General features: G+C 46.7%; 22 protein-coding genes. 15 read left to right on the top strand and 7 right to left on the bottom strand.

The features are described 5' to 3' along the window. Positions 1-8: 8 nt before the first annotated feature. Entirely contained in the window at positions 9-962 is a 954-nt protein-coding gene (locus ACTHPG_RS23355) for an L-lactate dehydrogenase (RefSeq protein WP_440391758.1), read from the bottom strand. 545 nt (positions 963-1507) lie between these two features. Between ACTHPG_RS23355 and ACTHPG_RS23350 the strand changes: the two genes are divergently transcribed. The 3 genes from ACTHPG_RS23350 (at position 1508) to ACTHPG_RS23340 (ending at position 3560) form a co-directional block, all read left to right on the top strand. Next, complete coding sequence (locus ACTHPG_RS23350) at positions 1508-2194, top strand: hypothetical protein (protein ID WP_440391756.1); 687 nt, start codon at positions 1508-1510, stop codon at positions 2192-2194. A 137-nt stretch (positions 2195-2331) separates the two neighbouring features. Continuing rightward, positions 2332-3153 carry a serine/threonine protein kinase gene (locus ACTHPG_RS23345; protein ID WP_440391755.1) on the top strand — a complete coding sequence of 274 codons (822 nt, stop codon included), beginning with the start codon at positions 2332-2334 and terminating at the stop codon, positions 3151-3153. A 158-nt stretch (positions 3154-3311) separates the two neighbouring features. Next, a complete protein-coding gene (locus tag ACTHPG_RS23340) occupies positions 3312-3560 on the top strand; it encodes a hypothetical protein (RefSeq protein ID WP_017690948.1) in 249 nt (82 codons plus the stop codon). Positions 3561-3985: 425 nt separating this feature from the next. Here the strand turns inward: ACTHPG_RS23340 and ACTHPG_RS23335 are convergent, their stop codons facing one another. Next, entirely contained in the window at positions 3986-4195 is a 210-nt protein-coding gene (locus ACTHPG_RS23335) for a hypothetical protein (protein WP_076215943.1), read from the bottom strand. Between the two features lie 208 nt (positions 4196-4403). Here ACTHPG_RS23335 and map point away from each other — a divergent pair, with 208 nt between their 5' ends. After that, entirely contained in the window at positions 4404-5150 is a 747-nt protein-coding gene (gene map / locus ACTHPG_RS23330) for a type I methionyl aminopeptidase (protein ID WP_440391754.1), read from the top strand. A gap of 175 nt (positions 5151-5325) precedes the next feature. Further along, positions 5326-6339 (top strand): NADP-dependent oxidoreductase, encoded by a 1014-nt coding sequence (locus tag ACTHPG_RS23325; RefSeq protein ID WP_440391753.1) that lies wholly within the window; start codon positions 5326-5328, stop codon positions 6337-6339. A gap of 118 nt (positions 6340-6457) precedes the next feature. On the opposite strand, the gene ACTHPG_RS23320 is transcribed toward ACTHPG_RS23325, so the two are convergent. Then, positions 6458-6943, bottom strand: a complete 486-nt coding sequence (locus ACTHPG_RS23320) for a CcdC family protein (RefSeq protein WP_440391752.1) — start codon at positions 6941-6943, stop codon at positions 6458-6460. Positions 6944-7159: 216 nt separating this feature from the next. On the opposite strand from ACTHPG_RS23320, the gene ACTHPG_RS23315 reads away from it, so the two are divergent. The 3 genes from ACTHPG_RS23315 to ACTHPG_RS23305 are packed head-to-tail and all read left to right on the top strand — an operon-like array spanning position 7160 to position 10921. After that, the gene (locus ACTHPG_RS23315; protein WP_440391751.1) at positions 7160-8314 is read left to right on the top strand and encodes a HEAT repeat domain-containing protein; all 1155 of its coding nucleotides are present in this window, start codon (positions 7160-7162) and stop codon (positions 8312-8314) included. After that, positions 8295-9737 (top strand): glycosyltransferase family 2 protein, encoded by a 1443-nt coding sequence (locus ACTHPG_RS23310; protein WP_440391750.1) that lies wholly within the window; start codon positions 8295-8297, stop codon positions 9735-9737. Before ACTHPG_RS23315 ends, ACTHPG_RS23310 begins: the two co-directional genes overlap by 20 nt. Before the next feature lie 53 nt (positions 9738-9790). After that, positions 9791-10921: a hypothetical protein gene (locus tag ACTHPG_RS23305; protein ID WP_440391749.1), complete on the top strand. Its 1131-nt coding sequence runs from the start codon at positions 9791-9793 to the stop codon at positions 10919-10921. Between the two features lie 617 nt (positions 10922-11538). Here the strand turns inward: ACTHPG_RS23305 and ACTHPG_RS23300 are convergent. Both ACTHPG_RS23300 and ACTHPG_RS23295 read right to left on the bottom strand, forming a co-directional pair. After that, positions 11539-12111: a TetR/AcrR family transcriptional regulator gene (locus ACTHPG_RS23300; RefSeq protein ID WP_440391748.1), complete on the bottom strand. Its 573-nt coding sequence runs from the start codon at positions 12109-12111 to the stop codon at positions 11539-11541. After that, positions 12108-12839: an MBL fold metallo-hydrolase gene (locus ACTHPG_RS23295; RefSeq protein WP_440391747.1), complete on the bottom strand. Its 732-nt coding sequence runs from the start codon at positions 12837-12839 to the stop codon at positions 12108-12110. The genes ACTHPG_RS23300 and ACTHPG_RS23295 overlap by 4 nt, the downstream gene beginning before the upstream one ends. 429 nt (positions 12840-13268) lie before the next feature. Between ACTHPG_RS23295 and ACTHPG_RS23290 the strand changes: the two genes are divergently transcribed. Together ACTHPG_RS23290 and ACTHPG_RS23285 are read left to right on the top strand one after the other, a co-directional pair. Next, the gene (locus ACTHPG_RS23290; protein ID WP_440391746.1) at positions 13269-13733 is read left to right on the top strand and encodes an Rrf2 family transcriptional regulator; all 465 of its coding nucleotides are present in this window, start codon (positions 13269-13271) and stop codon (positions 13731-13733) included. 283 nt (positions 13734-14016) lie between these two features. Further along, on the top strand, positions 14017-14643 hold the full coding sequence (locus tag ACTHPG_RS23285; protein WP_076215923.1) for a nitroreductase family protein: 627 nt from the start codon (positions 14017-14019) through the stop codon (positions 14641-14643). A 181-nt stretch (positions 14644-14824) separates the two neighbouring features. Here ACTHPG_RS23285 and ACTHPG_RS23280 read toward each other — a convergent pair whose 3' ends face one another. Further along, positions 14825-15508, bottom strand: a complete 684-nt coding sequence (locus ACTHPG_RS23280; RefSeq protein WP_440391745.1) for an S-layer homology domain-containing protein — start codon at positions 15506-15508, stop codon at positions 14825-14827. Positions 15509-15669: 161 nt separating this feature from the next. Further along, the gene (locus tag ACTHPG_RS23275; protein WP_440391744.1) at positions 15670-16530 is read right to left on the bottom strand and encodes an AraC family transcriptional regulator; all 861 of its coding nucleotides are present in this window, start codon (positions 16528-16530) and stop codon (positions 15670-15672) included. A 235-nt stretch (positions 16531-16765) separates the two neighbouring features. On the opposite strand from ACTHPG_RS23275, the gene ACTHPG_RS23270 reads away from it, so the two are divergent. The 5 genes from ACTHPG_RS23270 to ACTHPG_RS23250 all read left to right on the top strand — a co-directional run bounded on the left by ACTHPG_RS23270 (position 16766) and on the right by ACTHPG_RS23250 (position 22841). Next, the gene (locus tag ACTHPG_RS23270; RefSeq protein WP_440391743.1) at positions 16766-17821 is read left to right on the top strand and encodes a lactonase family protein; all 1056 of its coding nucleotides are present in this window, start codon (positions 16766-16768) and stop codon (positions 17819-17821) included. 244 nt (positions 17822-18065) lie between these two features. Then, positions 18066-19433 carry a helix-turn-helix domain-containing protein gene (locus ACTHPG_RS23265; protein WP_440391742.1) on the top strand — a complete coding sequence of 456 codons (1368 nt, stop codon included), beginning with the start codon at positions 18066-18068 and terminating at the stop codon, positions 19431-19433. Positions 19434-19777: 344 nt separating this feature from the next. Beyond that, a complete protein-coding gene (locus ACTHPG_RS23260) occupies positions 19778-20257 on the top strand; it encodes a hypothetical protein (RefSeq protein ID WP_440391741.1) in 480 nt (159 codons plus the stop codon). 38 nt (positions 20258-20295) lie between these two features. Beyond that, a complete protein-coding gene (locus ACTHPG_RS23255; protein ID WP_440391740.1) occupies positions 20296-20703 on the top strand; it encodes a hypothetical protein in 408 nt (135 codons plus the stop codon). Between the two features lie 260 nt (positions 20704-20963). Beyond that, positions 20964-22841: a rhamnogalacturonan lyase gene (locus tag ACTHPG_RS23250; protein ID WP_440391739.1), complete on the top strand. Its 1878-nt coding sequence runs from the start codon at positions 20964-20966 to the stop codon at positions 22839-22841. Positions 22842-22896: the final 55 nt, after the last annotated feature.

The raw sequence follows: 22896 nt of genomic DNA, 5'->3' as shown, positions 1-22896 counted from the left end.
CGAATGAGTTATGCCAGTGTCAGACGATTGATATTACCGGATAGAATTTCACAGGAGTTATTGAACTTCTGGCGTTCCGCCTCATCCAGATGCAATTCGATAATCTCTTGAATGCCACCTCCACCGATAATGGCAGGAACACCGACGCAGACGTTGTGTTGCGCATACTCTCCGTCGAGAATAGCCGATACGGCGATGATCTTATGTTCATCATTGAGGATTGAGCGGGTAATGTGCGCGAGGGCGTTGCCGATTCCGAATTGAGTAGAGCCTTTACGGGTAAAGATTTCCCAACCGGCATCTTTCGTTTTGCGTGCAATATCGTCCAGATCCAGATGTTTGAAGCGCTCCTTGTGCTGATCCAAAATGTGCATAATCGGTTTGCCGCCGATCGTCACATGTGACCAGGCCACGAACTGGGATTCTCCATGCTCCCCGAGAGCATAACCATGCACACTGCGTGGATCAATGGAGAAGACTTCAGACAGCAGCGTTTTGAGCCGTGAAGAGTCAATGGACGTCCCTGTGCCGATAACATGCTCACGCGGAAGACCGGATAATTTCCATACCATATAAGTTACTATGTCAACCGGATTCGCAGCGACGACAAAAATCCCGTTAAATCCACTGTTCATGATCGGAACCACAATATCTTTGGCGATGGACTCCGCTTCCTCCAGAATATCCAGCCGTGTCTGTCCTGGCTTGGGATTGGCCCCGGCGGTTAAGATAATCACATCCATATTGCCACAATCCGCGTATGTGCCTGCATATACTTTGGTGCGGTTATGTGTGAAGTCCATACAATGGGAGAAATCCAGTGCCTGGGCTACGGCACGGTCATACGTCCGGTCGACCATCATAATTTCCCTGCATATCGATTGATTAATCATGGAATACGCACAACTTGAACCGACAAGACCCGCCCCGATCACTGCTACTTTACCTGATTTGCCTAACACTGCCGTTCAGCCCCCAATTAGATTGATATTTTCCGTTACTAACGTGTTCTATGTTAAGTATAGTCCTTTATTTTATGCTGGATTGTACTTCTACGTTACATAAGATAACACATGAAAAAGCTGTACAGCAATGATATCCGCTATCGCGGGAGCGTATTGGAGTAAAGGAGTTAACAAAATTGACATGAATAATTCGTGATCAACTATTTTGACGGCGTTTGCACCTGTGTCATTCGACATGACAGCATTCATGCCCGTTGTCGGATTGGGGGTTATTTGTGCGGATCATATACCTGACAAAACTTCTTAGGAATCCGCAGAAACAGAACAAAACCGTCAAAGGGATCTGCCGAGAAGCCGACGAATACATACGGACAAGCAAAAGAAAAAGCATACTTGATCCATGAGACAGGTTGCCCCGATCCGATGACGGTTCCAAAAAGGAACGCTGAAGCCATAATGTTTTTATGCAAGAATCCATTTCATACCTGACTAAAGGGAGTATGAAATGGATTCCCAAAAGACTTCATTCCGGGAGGGAATTAATGATGATTGAAGAAGCAGGAGCAACGACGGAAACGGCCAAGAGCCTGGGCATAGGTGCCAGTACTCTTCGTAAATATGCGGCAGCACTGGAAGAACAGGGATACAGGTTCGAACGTTCCGCCAACAAATCCAGACTATTCAAGTCAGATGACATCGAGTGCATTGAACGCCTGATGACCGAACTCAGAGAGCATAATCTGCCCCTGGCTGATGCTGTGGTGACTGTATTGGCTCCAGAAGTACCTGTAGCTGTAACCGAAGTGAATGTATCAGTGCTGGGAATGGATGGTCTGTCAGAGACGGAATGTGCAGCGGCAGTCATGCCATCCACATATCCTGAGGGCGCGGAATCAATCGGTAACCTGAGATCCTATGAGGGACTGGGCCAACTGGTGAGTGAGGTAACATACGGTGCTGTAGAACAACAACAGGATGATCGGGTACAGTTGCTGCAACAGCGGGTTGATGAACTGGAGTTAACACTTCAGCACCTGGCAGAGACACATATGGCTCTCCAGGAACAGATGGAGAAACAACGCCAGTGGATGAATGAGAAGCTGGAGGAAGAGCGAGATCGCGAACTTGTGACCAATCTGCGAAGCTTTCAGGGGAGAAAACGCAAACCCAAAGGAGTATCGCTGCGCATGTTGTTTGGCCTGTTGCCCAAGAAGCATAAGGAAGCTTGAGCGACCGACCAGTGCCCATCGTGATTTTGCATTATCGGCCTGATATAATAAGCTCCATACAACATGAAGACTGGCAATGAATCACTCGGTATAGAACCAGACCGGGATGAGATCGGAAAGCTGGCGTGGGAGGATCTGTGGAGCTGCGACGAAGTTGGCAAAGATTGCTCGGACTGTGGACGGACCGTTCTCGGCGTGAGGGGACGACCATTGCTGAGCGTTATACAATACAGGAATTGCTGGGCATGGGGAGCTATGGGCTGACATACCTGTGTACAGATGAGCAGACTGGAAGGGAAGTGGCTTTAAAGGAGTCCAAGCCCAGCAAGGGAAGACTGGCGGTGAACCTGTTGGAACGGGAGGCGGACGTGATGAGACGTCTGCATCATCCAGCGATCCCTGATCTTTTGGATATGTTCACATCCGGGAGAAGAAGTTATATCGTTACCGAGTATGTTCGTGGACAGACCCTGGAAGATTGCATATTTGAGCAAGGTCTTCGATATACGGAGCGGGAATGTCTGGAATTGGCAGGTCAACTGCTGGCTCCGGTGGCTTATGTGCATGAGCAGGGATATATTCATGGAGATGTACGGATTCCCAATGTTATTTTACGTGAAGGGGCGGTGCATCTGATTGACTTTGGCCTGGCGAGACGCTTGGGGGAGCCGTTGTTGCCGGAGCTGAAGCGACGTATGCGTGAAGTACCTGAGCCTGAAGATGAACCGGCTACACCGGATCATGATCTGCAGGATATCGGTCACTTTCTTCTATTTATGCTGTATTCCGCCTATGAGCCAGAGAAGGGCCGGGAACCCGCCAGCTGGCAGGAGGAACTGAAGCTTACGCCGGAATTGCACCAGATGCTGGAGCGACTCCTTGGACTTCGTCCGGGTTATGAAGGTGGAGCGATGGAGTTACTGGCAGAGATGGAGCGTGTGTTGTTGAAGGTAAGATGAAATAAGCTTTATAGACGGACCTATATTTGTTATTCGTGACCTCTTCGTATGATATAGGGGTCTTTTTCCTTTTTACTGAAACATGCATAACGTATCAAAACAGTGGGTTGAATGATATAATGAATAACAATTATACGTTGAAGGAGGCGATTCATCATATGCTAAAAAAACTGGAAGGCGATCATGCCGAGTTATTCAAAACGTGGTTTCATAGCAAAAAAGATACCATAGTGGATATCGAAGGAAAGCATTATTTAATCAAGCCGCTGGAAAACGTCGTTCAGGAAGAAATAGAAAGTGATCTGGAACTCAAAACTTTAATTATGCAAGCCAAAAAGGATATTTCTTCGGGTAGGGTCTACTCTACAGATGATATAATTGATGCAATTGAAAAAGGGAATTTATAGATGTTGATCCAGTGGACACCTTCAGCAAGACAGGCTCTCGCTCAAATCGGAGTGTTCGTTTCACACAGGAAGAAACAAAGCTCTATAAGATGGAACTGGTTCGGAGAATTGAGATGAAGGTGGCTGTCATGGCGGAATCCATGCCAGCTCAGGAACCATCCTGGCAAGGGACGTACCGGATATTAGTTGATAAATTTAAAGTGTATTACTCGTTCTCGGTGGATAATCGAATTTGCTTCATTGAGGCATTAAGACATCAAAATCAGCAAAATTGATACATACATATAAAGAAAAAATAAAGGGGTGTTCTGCTGGCCGTAAGTACGGCTGGCGAACACCCCTTTATTTTTTTTACATCATTGATATATGGTCGCGTACACTGAGTTGACCGATGATTACTCTTTAGTATCAGGAGTGAAAGCCGCTTAGCTGGAGCTGTATTTTCTGCTTTTGTAATACCCGGAACCACTGCGGCTATCCCGGTATTTCACATCCGAAGAAGAATAGCGCTTGTAGGAACGCTTGCCGGAGGAACTGCTGTGACGTTTATACGAGCGCCTGTCCGAGGAGCTGTAACGTTTGCGGTGAGACGAAGATTTGGAATCGAGTAGTTTGCCGATAATTTTTTTGAACATGAGCTTTCACCCTTTCGACTTCAACTGTTTTAACCAATATACGTGGCCAGATCAGAAGGGGTTTCGAGTTTTTCATGGATAATTGTATTCATTGGACAAGAGCTTGGCGTATAATAGGGTGTTGCCGATTGTGCGGAATTTTTTATTTTGAACGTTTAGCGTTACAATAGAGGACAGGATAAGATTTTAACGGACAGGAGTAGTTATTATGATTACATTGAAGACCAAAGAACAGATTGAATATATGAAAAAAGCCGGAGAAATTCTCGCCGCATGCCATAGAGAGATTGCAAAGATGATTCGTCCAGGGATTACGACACAGGAGATTGATCAGTTTGCAGAGGCTTTTATGAAGAAAAATGGCGCTACGCCGGAACAAAAGGGGTACAACGGATACCAATATGCGACATGTGCGTCGGTTAATGATGTGATTTGTCACGGTTTTCCGGGAAAATATGCACTGAAAGACGGCGATATCGTAACCATCGACATGGTGGTTAATCTGAATGGCTGGTTGGCCGATTCGGCCTGGTCTTATGCCGTAGGTGAAGTGACTCCAGAAGCACAACATCTGCTGGATGTAACCAAAGAATCTCTGTACAAAGGCATTGAACTTGCCGTAGTGGGCAACCGAATCGGAGATATCTCCCATGCCATTCAAGTCTATGCAGAGGGTGAAGGTCTGTCCGTTGTACGTGAGTTTATTGGACACGGCATTGGTGAGAAGATGCATGAGGAACCACAAGTCCCTCACTATGGTCCGCCACATCGGGGTCCACGTCTGAAGGAAGGCATGGTTATTACGATTGAACCGATGCTGAACATCGGTACGTACCGCAGCAAGCTGGATTCGGATGGATGGACTGCACGTACCATGGATGGAAGTCTGTCTGCCCAGTATGAACATACGATTGCGATTACAGCGGACGGCCCTGTGATTTTGACAGCACAATAATAGCTAAAGGCAGCTACAATGTGACGATATTTGCATATTTCAAGGCGGCCCACGTTTGTGATCCGCCTGTTTCGGTTTAAACTAATAAGAAGTGATAAACACAGAGCCGGTGGTAAGTGATCTCAGCTGACAAGGGTTAACCTTGCGTCCACTTGGCAACAAGGAGGTAATTTTGGTGTCTGTAAATAAACAGATCGTACTTGCGTCTCGTCCCGAAGGTGCCCCATCCAGAGAGAATTTTAACTTCATTGATGCACCTCTTCCTGAACCGGAAGCTGGGCAAGTCCTGGTACGTACATTATATTTGTCGGTCGATCCGTACATGCGCGGCCGCATGAAAGATACAAAATCCTATGCTGCACCGTACGCGTTGAATGAAGTAATTAAGGGTGGAACCATTGGGCAGGTTGTGGAATCTTCGGAACCCAATCTGCGCAAAGGGGATCTCGTATCCGGCATGTGGGGCTGGCAGCAATATGCTGCAGTGAATACAGCGGATCTTTCCCTGATTGATACCGAAGAGGCACCAATCACGGCATACCTGGGTGCGCTGGGCCTGACGGGTTTGACGGCTTATTTTGGTATGGAGGACATCGGCAAACCGAAGGACGGTGAGACAGTCGTTGTATCGGGAGCCGCCGGAGCGGTAGGCATGATTGCAGGTCAGATTGGCAAAATTGTGGGAGCGCGCGTGGTTGGTATTGCAGGCTCTGATGAGAAATGCGCTTATCTGAAAGAAAAGCTGGGCTTTGACGTGGTGTTGAACTACAAGAAAGAGCAGGATATGTCAGCGGCCATTGAACGGGCTTGCCCGGATGGCGTGGACGTCTATTTTGACAACGTGGGCGGCGACATCTCCGATGCAGTTTTGCGCCACATCAATCGGAATGCTCGTATTCCGTTATGTGGTCAGATCTCGTCTTACAATCTGGAGAAACCGGATATCGGAATGCGTCCACAGACGTTGCTGTTAACGAATACAGCATTAATGAAAGGTTTCCTGTTGGGTGACTACACCAAATCCTTCAAGGAAGGCCGCGCCAAATTGGCGAAATGGATCAAGGAAGGTCACATCCAGTACGAAGAGAACATTGTGGACGGGTTCGAACAGACACCGGAAGCTTTCATGGGTCTTTTCTCGGGAGATAATCTGGGCAAGCAGCTGGTTAAGGTTGCAGATCCTGAATAGATATCGACTGGTTTTACAACTATAAATAGATCAAAACGAAAAGACACGTTCTGCACACCGATGGTGTATCAGAACGTGTCTTTTTTCTGTAGATCTGTCCGTGGTCTGGTTATGGTGACTAGTGTTCGGCAACCAGCACCTCTTTGTAGTGTTTGTACATATATACACGCCAGCGTACAATCATGCCGAAGGCCAATAGGAAGAATAGTCCGCCCGTTTGCGGAATGCTTACATATCGCTGAATGACTTCATGCAGAATTAGGCGTACGGCCAGCAATCCAAGCAGAATAAAAGCAAAGCTGCGGGAGCGCGTGGCGAAAATCTCTTCACCTACTCGTTCGAACCGTGTACTGCGAATGAGGGGATAGGAGAAAAGGAACCAGCCCACCAGAAACGCAATGAATGCCCAGAGTAAAGGAATATGTGTCTCCGGTACAACAAACATGAGAAATCCTGTGCTCATGCCGAGCGGAGGAATAAGGATTTTGGAAATGGTCACCGGTCTGTGACTGGCTTTCATGCGGATGAAGATGGCAAGCAGTGCCATGATGAGCATGCCCACGGTTGCTCCGATTTGCAGGTAGTACGGACTGATCTGAGCCACGTAAAACTCCCTCTTTCTGGAATAATATGTTATCCGGAGATCCGGAAATCAGTACGAATTGCCGGAATTTTCAGTTCCTATTATATCACAAACGCAGAAAGCCGATAGAAAGCTTAGTGTATCATATACCCAATATGTATTCACAGGGTGTAATTGAAAATTTTGTATTATTGTGCCCGCTGTAAGGCTGTTTATTCGATTAAGGGGAAATCATCAATGATTGGACAACAATGGATGTACACCGAGCTCATCGGTGCAAATCATACAGGATGGCTTGCAGGTAATACAGATTGGCTTGTATATGTGGTTAGTCTCATATGTGCAAGTGTACTGATTCTTTTGCTAATGATCTACGGTTATATCTTATGGTTGAAATATGACAGCAGACGCAGGGAAAAAGTGAAAACAATACGGATGCAGGAATTACATGCAGAAGGTTCATTTCTACAACGTTATCTGAACCATGGGGACATTGGCGTAGACTTATTAAGTATGAGTGGAGAACAACAGATCGTTTTGCAGGAATTGTTATTGCAGCGGCTCGCTCAAGTTCCGTCAGAGCAGGAGATTCTGCGAATTCGTCTGTTATCCTGGCAAGTCTTTGGAGGCTCATACCGGTCGGTTCTGAAGACAGGAAAGTGGAGTGAACGAGTCAACACATTGTTATATATTGAACAGTTTCATATGGTGGAGCTGTTGCCCAAGTTAGAGGATATGCTGCGGGTTACCACCTGTACCGCGCTTGAACGCTTCATTATTTTGCGCATATATGCCAGAACCGGTTATTTCAGAATCGTGAAGGAATTAAGGCGTAAGCATTATGTATGGTCCGATTCGCAGTATCTGCAGATTCTGCTGTTGCTTACCGATTCATCCTGGACTCGTCTGAAGGATCATTTCAAGGATGTACCTTATCAGGTCCAGTCTAATGTTGTCCATGCCATTCGTATTCGGGATGACCAGACGGATAGCGCTATTGTTCTGCTGAAGAAGCTCATCCTGGGAGAGGATGCGCTGTTGCGAACCCAGGCTTATCAGGCAATGGCACATGTGGGTACAGGGAATGAAGATCTGCTGAGAGAACTATTGCTGGTGTGGAATGAACACGGTGAAGAAAGGCAGCGCTACGAACGATTGACAGTGGCCCAGCTCATGGGTAACGTTCATGCGGATGCATTTATTCCTCGCCTGAAAGCAATGATGGGTGATCCTTCATTTCAGATCAGGCAGGAAGCGGCGAGCTCCCTTGCCCGGTACGAGCGGGGGCTGGAAGAACTCCGGGATACGGCTATAAACCATCCGGATAAATATGCAAGGCAGATAGCGGACGAAACGCTGGAAAGGATGCAGTATGGACGAAAGATGGATTGAGATGCTGCGGAGTTTTGTTTGGGCATGTTACGAGGGGATATTTATCTATCTGGTGTTAGCGATTGTAATGTGCAGTGTTCTGTTCGTTGCTGCCGCTAGAATATTGATCCGCCGGAGGGGTCTGGACCCGCTGCAATATCATGAGATGTTGGATGAAGAATTGGCTCCGGCGGTATCCTTGCTTGTTCCGGTACGGAATGACGAGCATACCATCGTACAGCGAATTAGCTGTCTGCTGGATATTCAGTATGCACGATATGAAGTCATTATCATTAATGATGGATCAGAGGATGGAACCATGCCGCGTCTAATGGACACCTATGATTTGATGCCCATCCGGAGTAAAATTCATTATTCGGGAATCGGTCAAGAGACGGCTCAGATTAATGGTATCTACCAATCCAGACTGCATCATCGTCTGATTGTGATCGACAAGGCGTATGGGGGACGAATGGACTCACTGAATGCAGGTCTGAAAATCTCTCAATATCCTTATATTGCTTCTATTGGACCCCGGACACTTCTGGAACGGGATGCATTGCTGAAGATTATGAAACCCGTTATGGATGCTCTCCCAGGAGAAGAGGTCATTGCCTGTAGTGGACGAGTAGATCTTATGTTCCCCGGAAATAAAGCTCATACGGAATTTATGGATAATGGCACAGGACGCACGGGCAGTGCTTTGTATGGAATGCAGACCATTGAATACGTGCGCGCTTTTCTGATTAGCGGCGTGGGACTCGTCCGTTACAATATTAACGTGCTTTTATTTACGGCTGAAGTATTTGGTGTATTCAAAAAGAACCGAGTGATGGAAATTGGTGGTTACAAGCGCGATAACCAGGTGGCTCACATGGAACTGGTGATGAGATTACAGAAACGTATGAAGCTGATCGGGGAACGTGGTCGTATTATATATATTCCCGATTCGATCTGCAGGGTGGAAGTACCCGGTACATGGCATGAGTTGTTTAGACAGCGTACCGGTTGGCACAGGCAGCTTGCGAGCAGTCTATGGGCCCAGCGGAGCATGATATTCAATCCATCCTATGGCTGGATGGGGTTGGTATCCATCCCGTATTTTATTTTGATCGAATTGATAGGGCCTGTGTTGGAATTGGGAGCGATCGTGCTGTTCATTGCAGGTATAGGGCTCCAGCTGGTGGATATGAATCTATGCATCATTCTCGCGTTGCTGCTGACGCTCTATGGTTCCCTGATGTCCGCGGGTGCGGTGATGTTCGAAATATGGTGTTCACGCAAAGCATACACTTCCAGAGAGGTGACGCATCTGCTATTGTATGCATGTACAGAGACGTTCTGGTTCAGACCACTGAATCATATATCCCGTATGTTTGGCCTTTTGCAGGCTATGGGATTGAAGAAGGAAGAAGAGAAGAACATGAGGAATGGTTTGGGGTAATCTACTGGCAAGCCTGCTTATACCTTGGAACAGAGCAAGGAGGAAGACGCTTCATGAGAAAAAGTTACAGGCCAGTAACGATGTGGACGCTGGCTTGTTTTACAGTGGTATCGGTGGTGTTGGTTGTCCCGTGGATTATGTGGCAATCCCAGGCCCCTGTTCCACTGAACATCATGATTATAGACAAGAGCAGACCGGACACGTCCTATCAGGGGCACAAGGGACTGGTCTGGCTTCTGAATCAGCAGAAGATTGTAAAGCACACAGGGGAGTATTACTCATATGAAGAGGATTATTACGGTTATGATATTCAGGATGGGCTTCCACGGTTGAAGCAACTGCTGCCGGGTGAGGTGACAGACACGGATCTGATCTATCTGACGGCGAAGCGGAGTGGTCTGTCTGTACAGAAGAATGAACGGAAACAAGACGGAATCTATGAAGGACTCACGATATATGATGTGCAGAAGATTCGCGAGGCTGCATATAAAGGGGTAACGATTGTCGCTGAGTACAGTGCATTGGCCAATACGGCTTCAAAGATGACCAGGGAGCAGCTGTATCCCATCTTGGGAGTGAACAGCAGTGGATGGCAGGGGAAATCGGTATCTAACTTGCAAAGCATGGAAGAAGTCCCCCGGTGGGTTCGGGCAAATTATGAACAGCGGGAGAAGAAGAAATGGCCTTATGCCGGAGCTGGTGTCCTGCTAGTTCATGAAGATGGGCAGGTCATCGTGCTGGAAAAAGGCCCGGATGTGAAGACAGGGAATGTGCAGGTTGCGTTCACACAGGAAGGCCGGGATTGGAGCGGCATAACCACGGATATTCATTACAGTGGCTGGTTCGATATCATTCTGCCGGAACAGCGGGATTCCATCTTGGCTTGGTATAGGACGGATATGACGAAGACAGGTGAGCAGAAGCTGGAGAATGCTGGAATACCAGCTGAATTTGCTGCGCTTGTCCGCTACGACGATTATAATCGATCCTATTACATGGCAGGGTCATTCGGAGAGATGAAGCATTACTCCTTCTGGCGCCGAATCCGTGGATGGGATGTCGTCCGGTCCAAGCTTACGCCAGATCAGAAAGACATTCCTGACATGTTCTACTGGAAGGTGTACGTGCCAGTGATGAAGCATATTTTGGAAGAAGTGCAGGATAGTCGGCAGCAATGGCCGTAGGGTGGTTGTAAAGAAAAACGTTCGGATGAGGAACAGACAGTGAATGCCGTTCTACTCTACTGAGGAACGGGAGATGTACATATTGGAGAAGTGCGTAAATGTAAGGGGCAAAGTGTGGCTGAGAGACAGGGCAGAGTAAGCTCCGTATCTGGATTTGTACCAGTATAATCAATGTAATTTGCATTGCATCACATCACGCTCGCCGCGTATTTGGAGTCCATAACATGATGTGTGTCTGGACGTGTACCGATGTTGCATCATGATCAGAAGTACCGTACGTAGCACTTTCCTAAAAAACCCAGCACATCTTAATCGGCGCAATTTGGTACGTTGGTATATGTAACGAATCACAGACATGTTAAATGACTGAGTATGCTCATTTTACCCGTTCAACTGCCAGTTTCCTGCGCAATAGGACGTGTGGAGTTCGTTAGATTTTGTTATTCGCTCTAATCGCCGTTATAAAGATGAATTCAAAGTGGGAGTTCATGTGTTACCAGTAATTGGAGAACTATACCATTATTTCTGTCAAATCTATGGAATGTACCCGTACATGGCAATGTAAAAAGGACTGCAGATTCTCTGCAGTCCTTTTTCGTCATGCCATATGGTCTTTACTAGTCTTCGTGAAGATGCCGGAGTCCGTGGAGGAAGGCGGACACGGTCAGACGCAGACTTTCGTCCGGGTCGAAGTTCATGCCGAAGCCGCCTTGTGCCTCAATGGAGGCAAATCCATGGCAGAGGCTGCGCAAACCACGAACGGCGTGCAATGCTTCCGCTTCGGTTAGCGGATAGGGCTGCAAGCTGTGCAGCAGCAACTCCAGCGTGGCTGTGTTGGCCGCCGCGAGCTGTGGCTCCTCGCGGTCCGGCGCATGAAATGAGGCTTCGTAGAGCCCGGGGTGCTCGCGGACGAAGCCAATGTATGCCGCGGCGATGGCCTGAATGGCATCATCGCCAGTGCGGTCAGCGATGGCCGCGGTTAATGCGCGGCTGAGCTGTTGTACGGACATCAGCGCCATTTCCTGGCGAAGCCCGGGAAGTCCGCTGATGTGGTTGTAGAGCGACGGCGAGCGCACATCCAGCCGCTGGGCGAGTGCGGCCAGTGTCAGCGCCTGAAAGCCGTCGCTGTCAGCAAGCTGGGCGGCGGCGCTGAGCAGAGCGCCGCGATCCAGCCCTTGCCGGGGGCTCATCGTTGCCCCCCGGCAAGACCGAACCGCTGCTGTGCATCAGCGGTTGCCGCGCGCATGGCGGCCGCGGGCTGGCGCAGCATCCGTCCGTGGCCTACAGCCAGCACGGACGGTTCCAGCTCCGCCAGGCGCTTCGCGCTGGCCAGAGCCGCTTCGCGGTTCCACGTCGCCAGCGCGGGGAACGGGAAGAGCGGGCGAATGCGGCCCGATACGGCAAGGCCGCCTTGCAGCTGGTACGCATCGCCAGCGATGAGCACGCGGCTGCGTGTATCCATGAAGGACATATGCCCCGGCGTATGGCCCGGTGTGGCAATGGCTACGAGCGAACCAATCGGGTCACCGTCATCCAGCAAGTGGTCTGGCTGGCTGTGCACCGCTTTGGGTTTGGGTACGCCGCCGCGTACCGGGGTCTGTGGCTCACCTGGGAGCAGTGAGGTATCTCCCGCCAATAGCCGAGCATCTCGTCTGGAGATGAAGACCTCAGCTTGGGGCAGTGCTTCTGTAAGATGATCCAATGCACCAATATGATCGCTATGCGCGTGAGTCAGAATGATCTTGGTAATCGGCTTCCCAAGGGACTGGGCAGTTGCCAAAATCCCTTTAAGACTGAAGGGTATTCCGGCATCAATCAGGGTTAATCCATCTTCCTCTTCAACCAGGTAAACGTTCACAGGGAAGAGTCTTGGAAAAAATGTAATTTGAACGACATCAAATTCTCGGGTAATGCGCATCGATAAACCCTCCTTAAAACTAATGATATTAGTATAATAACTAATAGTATTAGTTTTGGCAATAGCCGGTTTTCAATTCGTTTCAATAAAAAAAATTTAAATAATGATGCACTTTACAAAAAAAGCGTTTTCAAATTGAAGATTACCGATTATAATAATCACGTAAGCCCTTTCATATGTCTATCTTTTTGGAGCCCTTCGCGTAGCGAAAGGCTCACTTTTTTGTTCTTTTTGGATTAAAATGCACACTGGATGTTAATCTTAACTTGATCTTGTTGATGAGCTGTAAGTATTGGTATAACAGGAAAAATCACATATGATCCCCATCCTGGGTGAAAGTTGACAAACATAACTGTTATTCATATAATGACAGTTATACTTACCTTGGGTGAAGTTCATCGGTGTTGTAAACCGGGAAGGGAGTAAGTAATGAACAGCGAATTTACCATAGCGGTACATTGTCTTGTTTTTCTGTCGATGAGAGATGAGTGTATGGCCAATAGTGAAGATTTGTCCCAAAGTGTGGGTACACACCCGGCCAGAGTCCGTAAGGTACTTAGTGTTCTGCGCAAGCATGGTTACCTGACGACTAAGGAAGGTGCTCACGGTGGATACTTGCTTAGCCGTCCAAGTGAAGAGATTAAGCTTGGCGAATTGTACAGACTGGTAGCTGGCGGTTCACTCGGTCCAAGCTGGTGTTCAGGAGAGTCCGGTTCATCGTGCGTAGTATCTTCCAATATGCAGGATGTCATGGGGAACATTTATAACGGAGGCGAAGAAGCGCTCAGCGCTTATTTTGACCGTATTTCCATCCAGGATGTGAAAGAGCGTATAGGTCGTGGAGATACATGTGAGTTATCGCTAGATGGATTGTCTGCAAGAGAGAAGTCCTGACAGATTCATTAAATCAAAGGTCTTTCGAGATATGGCCTTGGTTTAGTCAGGCAGGGTGGTAAGCTTCATGTGGTCGACTGGTTATGGTGTGGGCTTATGCTCCGGTGAAAGATCCATCGATGGTTGTAAAGCGATTCCGGGCATAACGTGAACACAGATGAGGAGAGATCGTCTGCGCTGATGTTATTTTCGGAAGGCAAATACTCGGTAGAGTAGACTTCAAGATCCTTTGCGAAAGTAGAAGAAGAACACAAACAAAAATAGATTTTGGGGAGTGGAACACATGTCAGGCATTGAAAAAAATGAAACACTTCGCGTCATTAGCGAACGCCATGCTGTCAAAAAGTACGAAAAAGGGTTTGAATTGCCTGAAGCTGATCTCAATGCAATTTTGACAGCAGCTGCGGAAGCACCATCTTCATGGAACCTGCAACACTGGAGATTCCTCGTGATTGAATCCGAAGCAGACAAAGCGAAATTGCTGCCAGTTGCTTACGGTCAAAGTCAGATCGTGGAAAGTTCAGTTACGATTGCTGTTCTCGGAGATTTGGAAGCGAACCGTAACACCGTAATCTACGATCAAGCTGTTGAAGCAGGCGCACTGACTGCTGAGGTTCGTGACGCATTGGTTGGACAGATCAACGGTGCTTACCAAAGCCCGCAAATCGCTCGCGATGAAGCGATCCGCAATGCATCCTTTGCTTCCCAAAATATTATGCTTGCTGCACGCTCCCTGGGTTATGATACCTGTCCAATCGGTGGATATAATCCACAAAAACTGATCGAGACCTTCAACATTCCTGCACGATTTGTGCCAACGTTGTTGATCACTGTAGGTAAAGCGGCTCAGCCAGCTCGCCCGTCAGGACGTTTACCGTTGTCAGAGGTTGTTGTTAAAGGTTCTTTCTAAGTTAAGAGCTACATCTGATGATTGCATCAGTGATATAGGTATACTACAAACAGCCGTACTTTCCTGCTGAGGGAAGGTGCGGCTGTTTGGCATACTGAGGTTGTGTTGCAAAGTCCACTCACGCGCTCCAATCGAGCGGATTTACCACTCAAGTGAGTACGCAGCTTCCAACATGAGATGATTACTTCTCAGGGGTTTCCGGGATTTGTGGTGCATGGAACGATTCCATGTACTCGATTGCGTTATACATCATCACTGCTGCTTCAGCACGGGTAATCGTTTGTTTGGGATTGAAGTTTCCTTCAGCATCCAGTTCATTGATCTTGAGAACGAGTGAACGTTGGATGGCACCTTGATACTCTGGCGTAAGTTCCTGTTCGTCGGTAATGTCGACGGGTTTGATATTAATCATCGGCAGACCGCCTTTGGCTTCAATGCCTTGCATCAGGAACAGTGTGAATTGTTCACGAGTGAGCGGTTTGGACGGATCGATATCTTGTGACATCTGAATGCCATTATATTGAGCGCGGATAAATGCATCACTGTACCATACGCCATCTTTTACATTAGCAAAGTGGTCACTTGGCACTGGCATTTTGATAAAACGAATGGTGTCCAGATTCAGATTCAGTCCGTCCGCAATCAGTTGAATACCCTGAGCGGTATTTAACTCCAGTTCAGGTTTGAACAAGCTGTCGCTCACACCTTTGATGAATCCATCCTGATGGAGAGATTCAATTTTGTCTGCTCCTGCAATACCTTGAATATCTGTGAATTGGGCCTGCGCTGCGTTGATCGGGCCTGCACTTAGAGACAGCGTGAGCAGGGCTCCCGCAGTTAATGTCGCAAGTATATTTTTTTTCATGATGGTTCGCCTCACTTTTCCAGGGATGATCCCTTTATATAAAAGTTATTTGCCCCTATAGACGACCCTTCTGATCAAAAGGTTGCTGCAATTTTCCAATTAAATTGATTGAAGACAATAATTCTAAAACATATCAGTGAGGCACTGTGAGTGCACGGCTTCTAACCTTTGGATTGATTTCGATAATCCGTGGGTGAACGTCCCATCATTTTGCTGAACAGACGTGAAAAGTAGTATGGGTCCTTGAATCCAAGCTCAGAACTGATCTGCTTCACGGTCCAATCGGTAAAATCCAGATAGCGGCAGGAATGCTGGATCTTGAGTCGCAGGAAATAATCGATGGGTGAATGCCCGGTAGCTTGCTTGAACAACTGTGAGTAATGAGGGACAGACAGCCGCGCGTCCGCCGCCAGTTCCTTGAGGGTAATTCCGCTCTCCAGATGCTTTAACATATACTGAACAGATAGTTCAGCCGCACGTTTGCTGCTCACAATCCCACCATCCGTTCCTGTTGTCTCCGGTCCATAAGCGAGCATACCAAGCATATAACCGATGATTTGGGAGGCATATGTCATCGTCTGCATGGAGTAACCCGTCTCTAGCGCGCCGTAACATTCATGGAACAGTTCAAGCCATTTTTGAGCCTTGGCCGGTGGCATGGTCGTAATATGATGGGTTAACAATGGTTCTATGTAGGATAAAGTGTGTTCCCCCCGTAGATGAATCCAAAAAATACTCCATGGTTCGGCTGCGTTAGCACCATATACATGAGGAACATGTGCAGGCAATATGATGAGGTTCCCCGGTCGGACTTCATATGTCTTGCCGCTATCCATCGTATACCAGCCTGTGCCCTGGGCACAGTACATCAGAATGTGTGATTCACAACCCTCGGGACGGTCACGGTAATGATGCTCTGCTTCGTGAAAGTAACCAATATCGGTAACATATAACCCGGACGTGACTGGATAAGCTGCAGCTTCTTGCAGCAGCGGGTCCGGAAGCACTATGAGTTTTTGCATACGAAATCCGTCAGATTTACGCTGTAGGGGTGGTCTGTTGTTAGGTCTCATACTTTGTATTATGGTGAGAGGGGTTAAGGGAGTCAATAACGGATATGAGAGCGCTCACCAGGGATGTAATCGATTTAGAGAGCCAAGTTACAGGAAGTGAAGCAGTTGCCCGTGAATTGGGTAAGTACATATCAGTGGGTAGAATCAGAATAGTGAATATATCGGATAAGGGAGAGATTTAGTTATGGAAACAGTCACAACGCAGGAAACGCTTTTCTATACAGGTACGTATGCGTCAGCGGAGGAACCAGGAATATTCTTGTGTGCGTTGAATGCGGATACAGGAGAGATGCGGATCGTGAATCACATGGAGGGCGTGAATAATCCGTCTTATCTGGCGTTATGCCCGGATGGCAACTGTCTATATGTGGCGAGTGAGACGGATGAGGGAGAGGTGTTAGTGTATCGGAGAGATGCGGCAACGAGTGAACTGCATCTGATGGATCGAAAGCAGACCAGAGGTGCTTCTCCATGTTATGTGTCTGTCTCCAAGGATGGTCAGTGGGTGTTCTCATCCAACTATAGCAGTGGCAGTGTCAATGTATTTCCGGTAGGTGATCAGGGGACGCTTGGTGAGATGAGTGCGTGGGTAGAGCACACGGGCAGTGGAATCAACGAAGAACGCCAAGAAGGGCCGCATGCTCATTCCATTCAGCCAGATCCGTCTGGACAATATGCTGTCGTGTGTGACCTCGGTCTGGATCAGATCATCGTGTACCGGTTGGAAGAGGGACGTCTGGTTACCCATCGTGAGATGGATCAGCCACCAGGTGCAGGGCCAAGGCATCTTGTGTTCCATCCCAACTCGAAGTGGGCATATGTAATTAACGAATTGGACAACACGGTTACGGCATTCCTATACGATGAGCGTAGAGGGGAGTTCACTACGGTGCAGCACATCTCCACTCTGCCAGAAGGACATAAAGGCGAGGGTACTGCTGCGGACATTCGTGTATCACCATGTGGACGTTTCCTGTATGCATCCAATCGGGGAGATGACAGCATCGTACTCTACCATATTGATCAGGAGAGTGGTGAGTTGGAAGCCGTAGAGTGGACGTCCACGATTGGGCAGACACCACGTAACTTTAATATTTTGCCAGGTGGAATTCTAGTCGTGGCGAATCAGGACAGCAATAATCTCGTAGGTTTCCAGATCAGCGAAGAAGACGGACGTCTGACGCATAACGGGTTCAAGCTGGAACTGCCTCGTCCGGTATGTATTGCGCCTGTAGTATAAGTTGTAATCCGGTGAAGTGAGAAGTGCAGATGCAATAGTACATCTTAATAATTGGTCTACAAGCTGTGAAATCATGGGGAAACACATGGTTTTACAGCTTATTTTAATTTCTTTATGCAATTAACTTGAAAATAGTGGCAATTATCACATTTTTTTATTGACCATTGTTCGAACGTTCATTATGATCAGAATATATAGTGAATAAACCTAAAATCTGGATGTTGCACGAAGGGTGGTGCTTTCCTTGGAACCTGCAAATTCAATTCGGGAGCAATTAACCCAATTTATCGAAAAGAACAGCATGACGCTCTCCCGATTCTCGGAAGTATCTGGCATCAATACAGGCACAATCAGTCGTATCTTACATGGGAATCGTCCCATATCGGTGAGTCAGTTGATTGCGATCTCATCAGGAATGGGCGTGGCAGCGGATCATTTTTTTGCCGACTATGTGGAAGAATGTTTCGCTTATTCCGTCTCGATGCGGCGGATCAGACCGTTTATTCTCCGAAGTGCGGAGCTGAATCGGCTGGACTGCATTGAACAGATTCTTTATCGGCTACTGGACGACCTGGATTATGTGACAGAATTATATGAGATGGCGGAACAATTGTTTGAACGAGAACAACGGTCTGCGGCGGCATTGTTATATAAGAGTGTGAGTGAAGTTGAGAAATATCAGCATTCCGAACGGCTCGCGATGTGTCAATATCGGTTGTTTTTAATTGGACAAGGAGAGAACCTGGAAGAAAATCTAAAGGCGGCTATCTTGTTCGAGCCCTATGTTGACCGGTTGGATGAGGGATATCAACTGGATGCGCTGAAACATTTGATTCATGTGTTTATGGCTGTTCATAAATGGGATAAAGTGGACGGTTTAGCACAAGAGATGTACAAATTGGCGAAGATTATTTATGAGTCCAAACACCTTTCTAAACGAAGGGAGCACCATGAAGATCACACCGAACGTCCACTCTACACTTATATTTTATATGCTTGGTTGATTCGATCCACCGTGTATGAGGAGTATGGAGATTATACCAGAGCATTAGAACTTGTGGGGCTTTATGCTAGTGGAAATATTTGGGTACGGGAGGACGATGATGAGTCTAGACGTGTGCTGAAGCAATTCGAAGAATGGGCAACGGCTAATAAGTATCTCTATCAGATGTTATCTGGAGATATAAATGTTGTTAAAGAATATGCAAATTACATCACACAATACCCGGATGAGATATTTATGGCATTGCGTTACATCATTCAGGCAGCGAATAAGTTTAACTGGAATATTGATGATATTATAGAGCGTTTCTCGGATTACATTGTCTTACGTACATACATGACAGAATTTGGACAATACAACTCTTCAATGATGGATCAAAATTATGCAAAACTTTTAGGGGAATTGGCGCTATACTATTTAAATCACAATCGCGATATTGCAATAAATCGAATTTTAGAAGGATTAAACTTCTCTATCCAAAAGAATAATGATCTCAATTTCATTAAATATGTCATAGTTTTTCTTGAAAAATGCTTTAGTAGTGAAAAATCTGTAGACAAAGAAAAGCTTCAATTGCTAATTAATGAGCTACAGCGAATTAATACTTGATATCAATATTCTAGTTCTGAATTTATCTAATATCGATTCTCTTATATCGTGAAGAAGCCTTCTAGTTAAATAACTAGGAGGTTTTTTTATTGTTACCTCGTATTAAATTTTCATTTTGTGCCTCATTAAACAAAATGAAAAATTTGTCATAGGATACTAAAATAGTATTAAAGGAGGTGGTTGTACAATGAATTCAGACGGTTTGGAAATGCATGGGTTCATACCCATAAGTCTAAAGATGTAATATGTTAATTTTACTTATCAGTTTGGCTAGGAAGATATCGCTCCACTTGAATTCATTTTTAGTAACTCAGAAAAATCATAAATGGAGGTATAGAACCCTGATGTGGAAAAAAACAAAAAAAGTGATTGTAAGTCTACTAACCGTATCAACTCTTTTCTCAATTAGCGCACCATTTGCAGCTTACGCATCATCATCAGAAATTATAGAGAAAAAAGCGCAGGCCACTGCCCCTAATTCAAACGTAATAACAGTTGTAGAACCGGTGACTGAAATCCAAGGGGTAAAAGTTAAAGCGGTTCAGTTAGCGATAAAGGCACTTGAGAGTGTAATTGATAATCCAGTAACAAGATGGGCTTTAGAAGCTATTTTTGATGAGGATACTGTAAAAACTGTAATAAAAAATAAAAACAAAATTTTCTCAGTACTTGATGAATATTTATATGCAGTAGACTTGACTACTCGGGAGATTGCAGCAGGTGCGAGAAGTGCAATACAACAACAAATTAAGGGTGCTCCCGGTCAAATCGTTGGACAAGTTGTTGAGTGGTTAATATACTATGGTAGTCAGTTATTATTATAGTTTCATTTAAGTTGATTCTATGGATGTGAGGTATCAGGATGACTAAACAAAAAGTTGAACAACTTGAGAAGAGAATTGAAATATTGTTAGACTGGAAAGACCGATTAACAGAATTGGTAGGAGATTCTCTTTCGCCATATGAGAAATGGTGCATCGAAAAAGAATTAAGTAGAGAAGATCAACATTTTATAACCAATCTGTGTCTCCTATTCAGTATCCAACTTCACCCGGACCAAGAGCATCCTGATGTTCAGAAAGTTAAACATAACGTAATGACTTTATTCGATATCAAAGAGATCGAAATGAATTTCCTTTGCTTCGAACAATTTATAAGTGATTATCAATTAAAAGAAAATCCAATTTTTTCTTGGGACGCAAGAGAGTTACTTGAAAAATTAAACGAGAGTGGCAGAAGTGTTCAACTAAAAGAGGTGCTACTGAATTAAGATATGTTCCTTGCTTATAGATAGAAAAGATACAATATATATATTATCTGATTGCAGGGATATAAGTACACTGTAATATATTTCACAAAGTCGAAGGAGAAATCCTTCGGCTTTTTTATGTACATATCATTTAATTACTAAATTAGACCTATAGATGGAAGTATATGTTTAATTTAAAATAAATATATTAAAGCGCTTACACAAAAGATGGCGCTACAAGGGCAGCGGGCTTACCACTACAATTGGGGAGGCAATTGTTTATGGGGAATCGATCATCATTGTGGAAGCGCATATTACGTACAGCGGGAGTATCACTACTGAGTTCCGCATTATTGGTCACTTCGCTTGGCTTGAGCAACACACAAGTAACACATGCAGCGGGAGCAAGGCAGATGGAATATCTGGATCGCGGTGTGGTGGCTGTGAAGACCGGGACAGGAGTGTTTGTCAGTTGGCGGCTTCTGGGAACAGAAGGATCGAATGTATCGTTTAACGTCTATCGGGATGGAACCAAGGTGAACGCTACACCCATAACAAACAGCACGAACCTTCAGGATGCAAGCGGGACAAGCAGTTCCAAATATACGGTTCGCGCTGTAGTCAGTGGAACGGAGCAGGCTGCTTCAACAGCAGCGAACGTATGGGGCAACAACTATCTATCTGTACCGCTCAGTGTACCCGCTGGTGGGACAACGCCCGATGGAGTAGCCTACACTTACAGTGCCAACGATGCCAGTGCAGGTGACCTGGATGGTGACGGGGAGTATGAATTGATCGTGAAGTGGGACCCCTCCAACTCCAAGGATAACTCCCAGAGTGGCTATACCGGGGAAGTGTTCATCGACGCCTACAAATTAAACGGAACACGCCTGTGGCGAATTGGTCTGGGCAAAAATATTCGTGCCGGCGCTCACTACACCCAGTTCATGGTCTATGATCTTGACGGTGACGGAAAAGCCGAGGTCGCGATGAAAACAGCCGATGGCTCCAAGGATGGCACTGGCGTGGTCATCGGGGATGCGAGCAAGGATTACCGGAATTCCAGCGGTTATGTATTATCTGGCCCTGAATTCCTGACGATATTCAACGGGCAGACTGGCAAAGCACTCTCCACGGTGAACTACGAACCGGCGCGTGGCAATGTATCGAGTTGGGGGGATAACTACGGCAATCGAGTAGATCGATTCCTTGCTGCCATTGCTTACCTGGATGGGGAGCGGCCAAGTCTGGTTATGGCCCGCGGGTATTATACGCGCAGTGTGCTCGTGGCGTATAACTGGCGGAATGGACAGCTGACCAAACAGTGGACATTTGATTCCAACACATCGGGTAACTCAGGTTATGCCGGGCAGGGCAATCACAATCTGAGCGTGGCGGATGTGGATGGGGATGGGAAGGATGAGATCATCTATGGTGCCATGGCGGTGGATGATAACGGCAAAGGCTTATATACAACAGGGCTTCATCATGGCGATGCCATGCATCTGAGTGACCTCGACCCGGACCGCCCTGGACTTGAGGTGTTTCAGGTCCATGAGACACCGTCCAATGCCGGAGTGGAATTCCGGGATGCAGGTACAGGCCAATTAATCTGGGGAGTCAAAACAACGAAGGATATTGGACGTGGCATGGCGGCAGATATCGATCCTAGATATAAAGGCGCCGAAGTATGGGCAGATGGCAGCCTGTATACAGCCAAAGGGCAAAAACTCGGGACAACCCTGCCTTCCTCCACGAATTTTGGAATCTGGTGGGATGGTGATCTGCTCCGTGAACTGCTGGACAGCAACCGAATCGACAAGTGGAATTATGCCAACAGCACAACGGTGAATCTACTCACCGCGTCCGGCGTCTCTTCCAATAACGGAACCAAGTCTACGCCGAATCTGCAGGCCGATCTGTTCGGAGACTGGAGAGAGGAAGTCGTGTGGCGGACCAATGACAGTTCAGCACTGCGGATCTATACTACAACAGCAGTTACCGACAAACGAATCTACACGCTGATGCATGATCCGGTATATCGTCTTGGCGTCGCTTGGCAAAATGTAGCCTACAATCAACCGCCGCACACCGGATTTTATCTGGGTGAAGGCATGAACACACCACCGGTACCGAATATCCGGTATGCGGGCAGATGAGGAATGGAACAGGCATAGCAATGCAATTCCATTCCTGTTTACAATAGACAGCGAA

The sequence above is a fragment of the Paenibacillus sp. SAF-068 genome (assembly GCF_051967555.1).
In the GTDB taxonomy this organism is placed as follows: domain Bacteria; phylum Bacillota; class Bacilli; order Paenibacillales; family Paenibacillaceae; genus Paenibacillus.
This window is presented reverse-complemented; position numbering and strand designations above follow the sequence as displayed.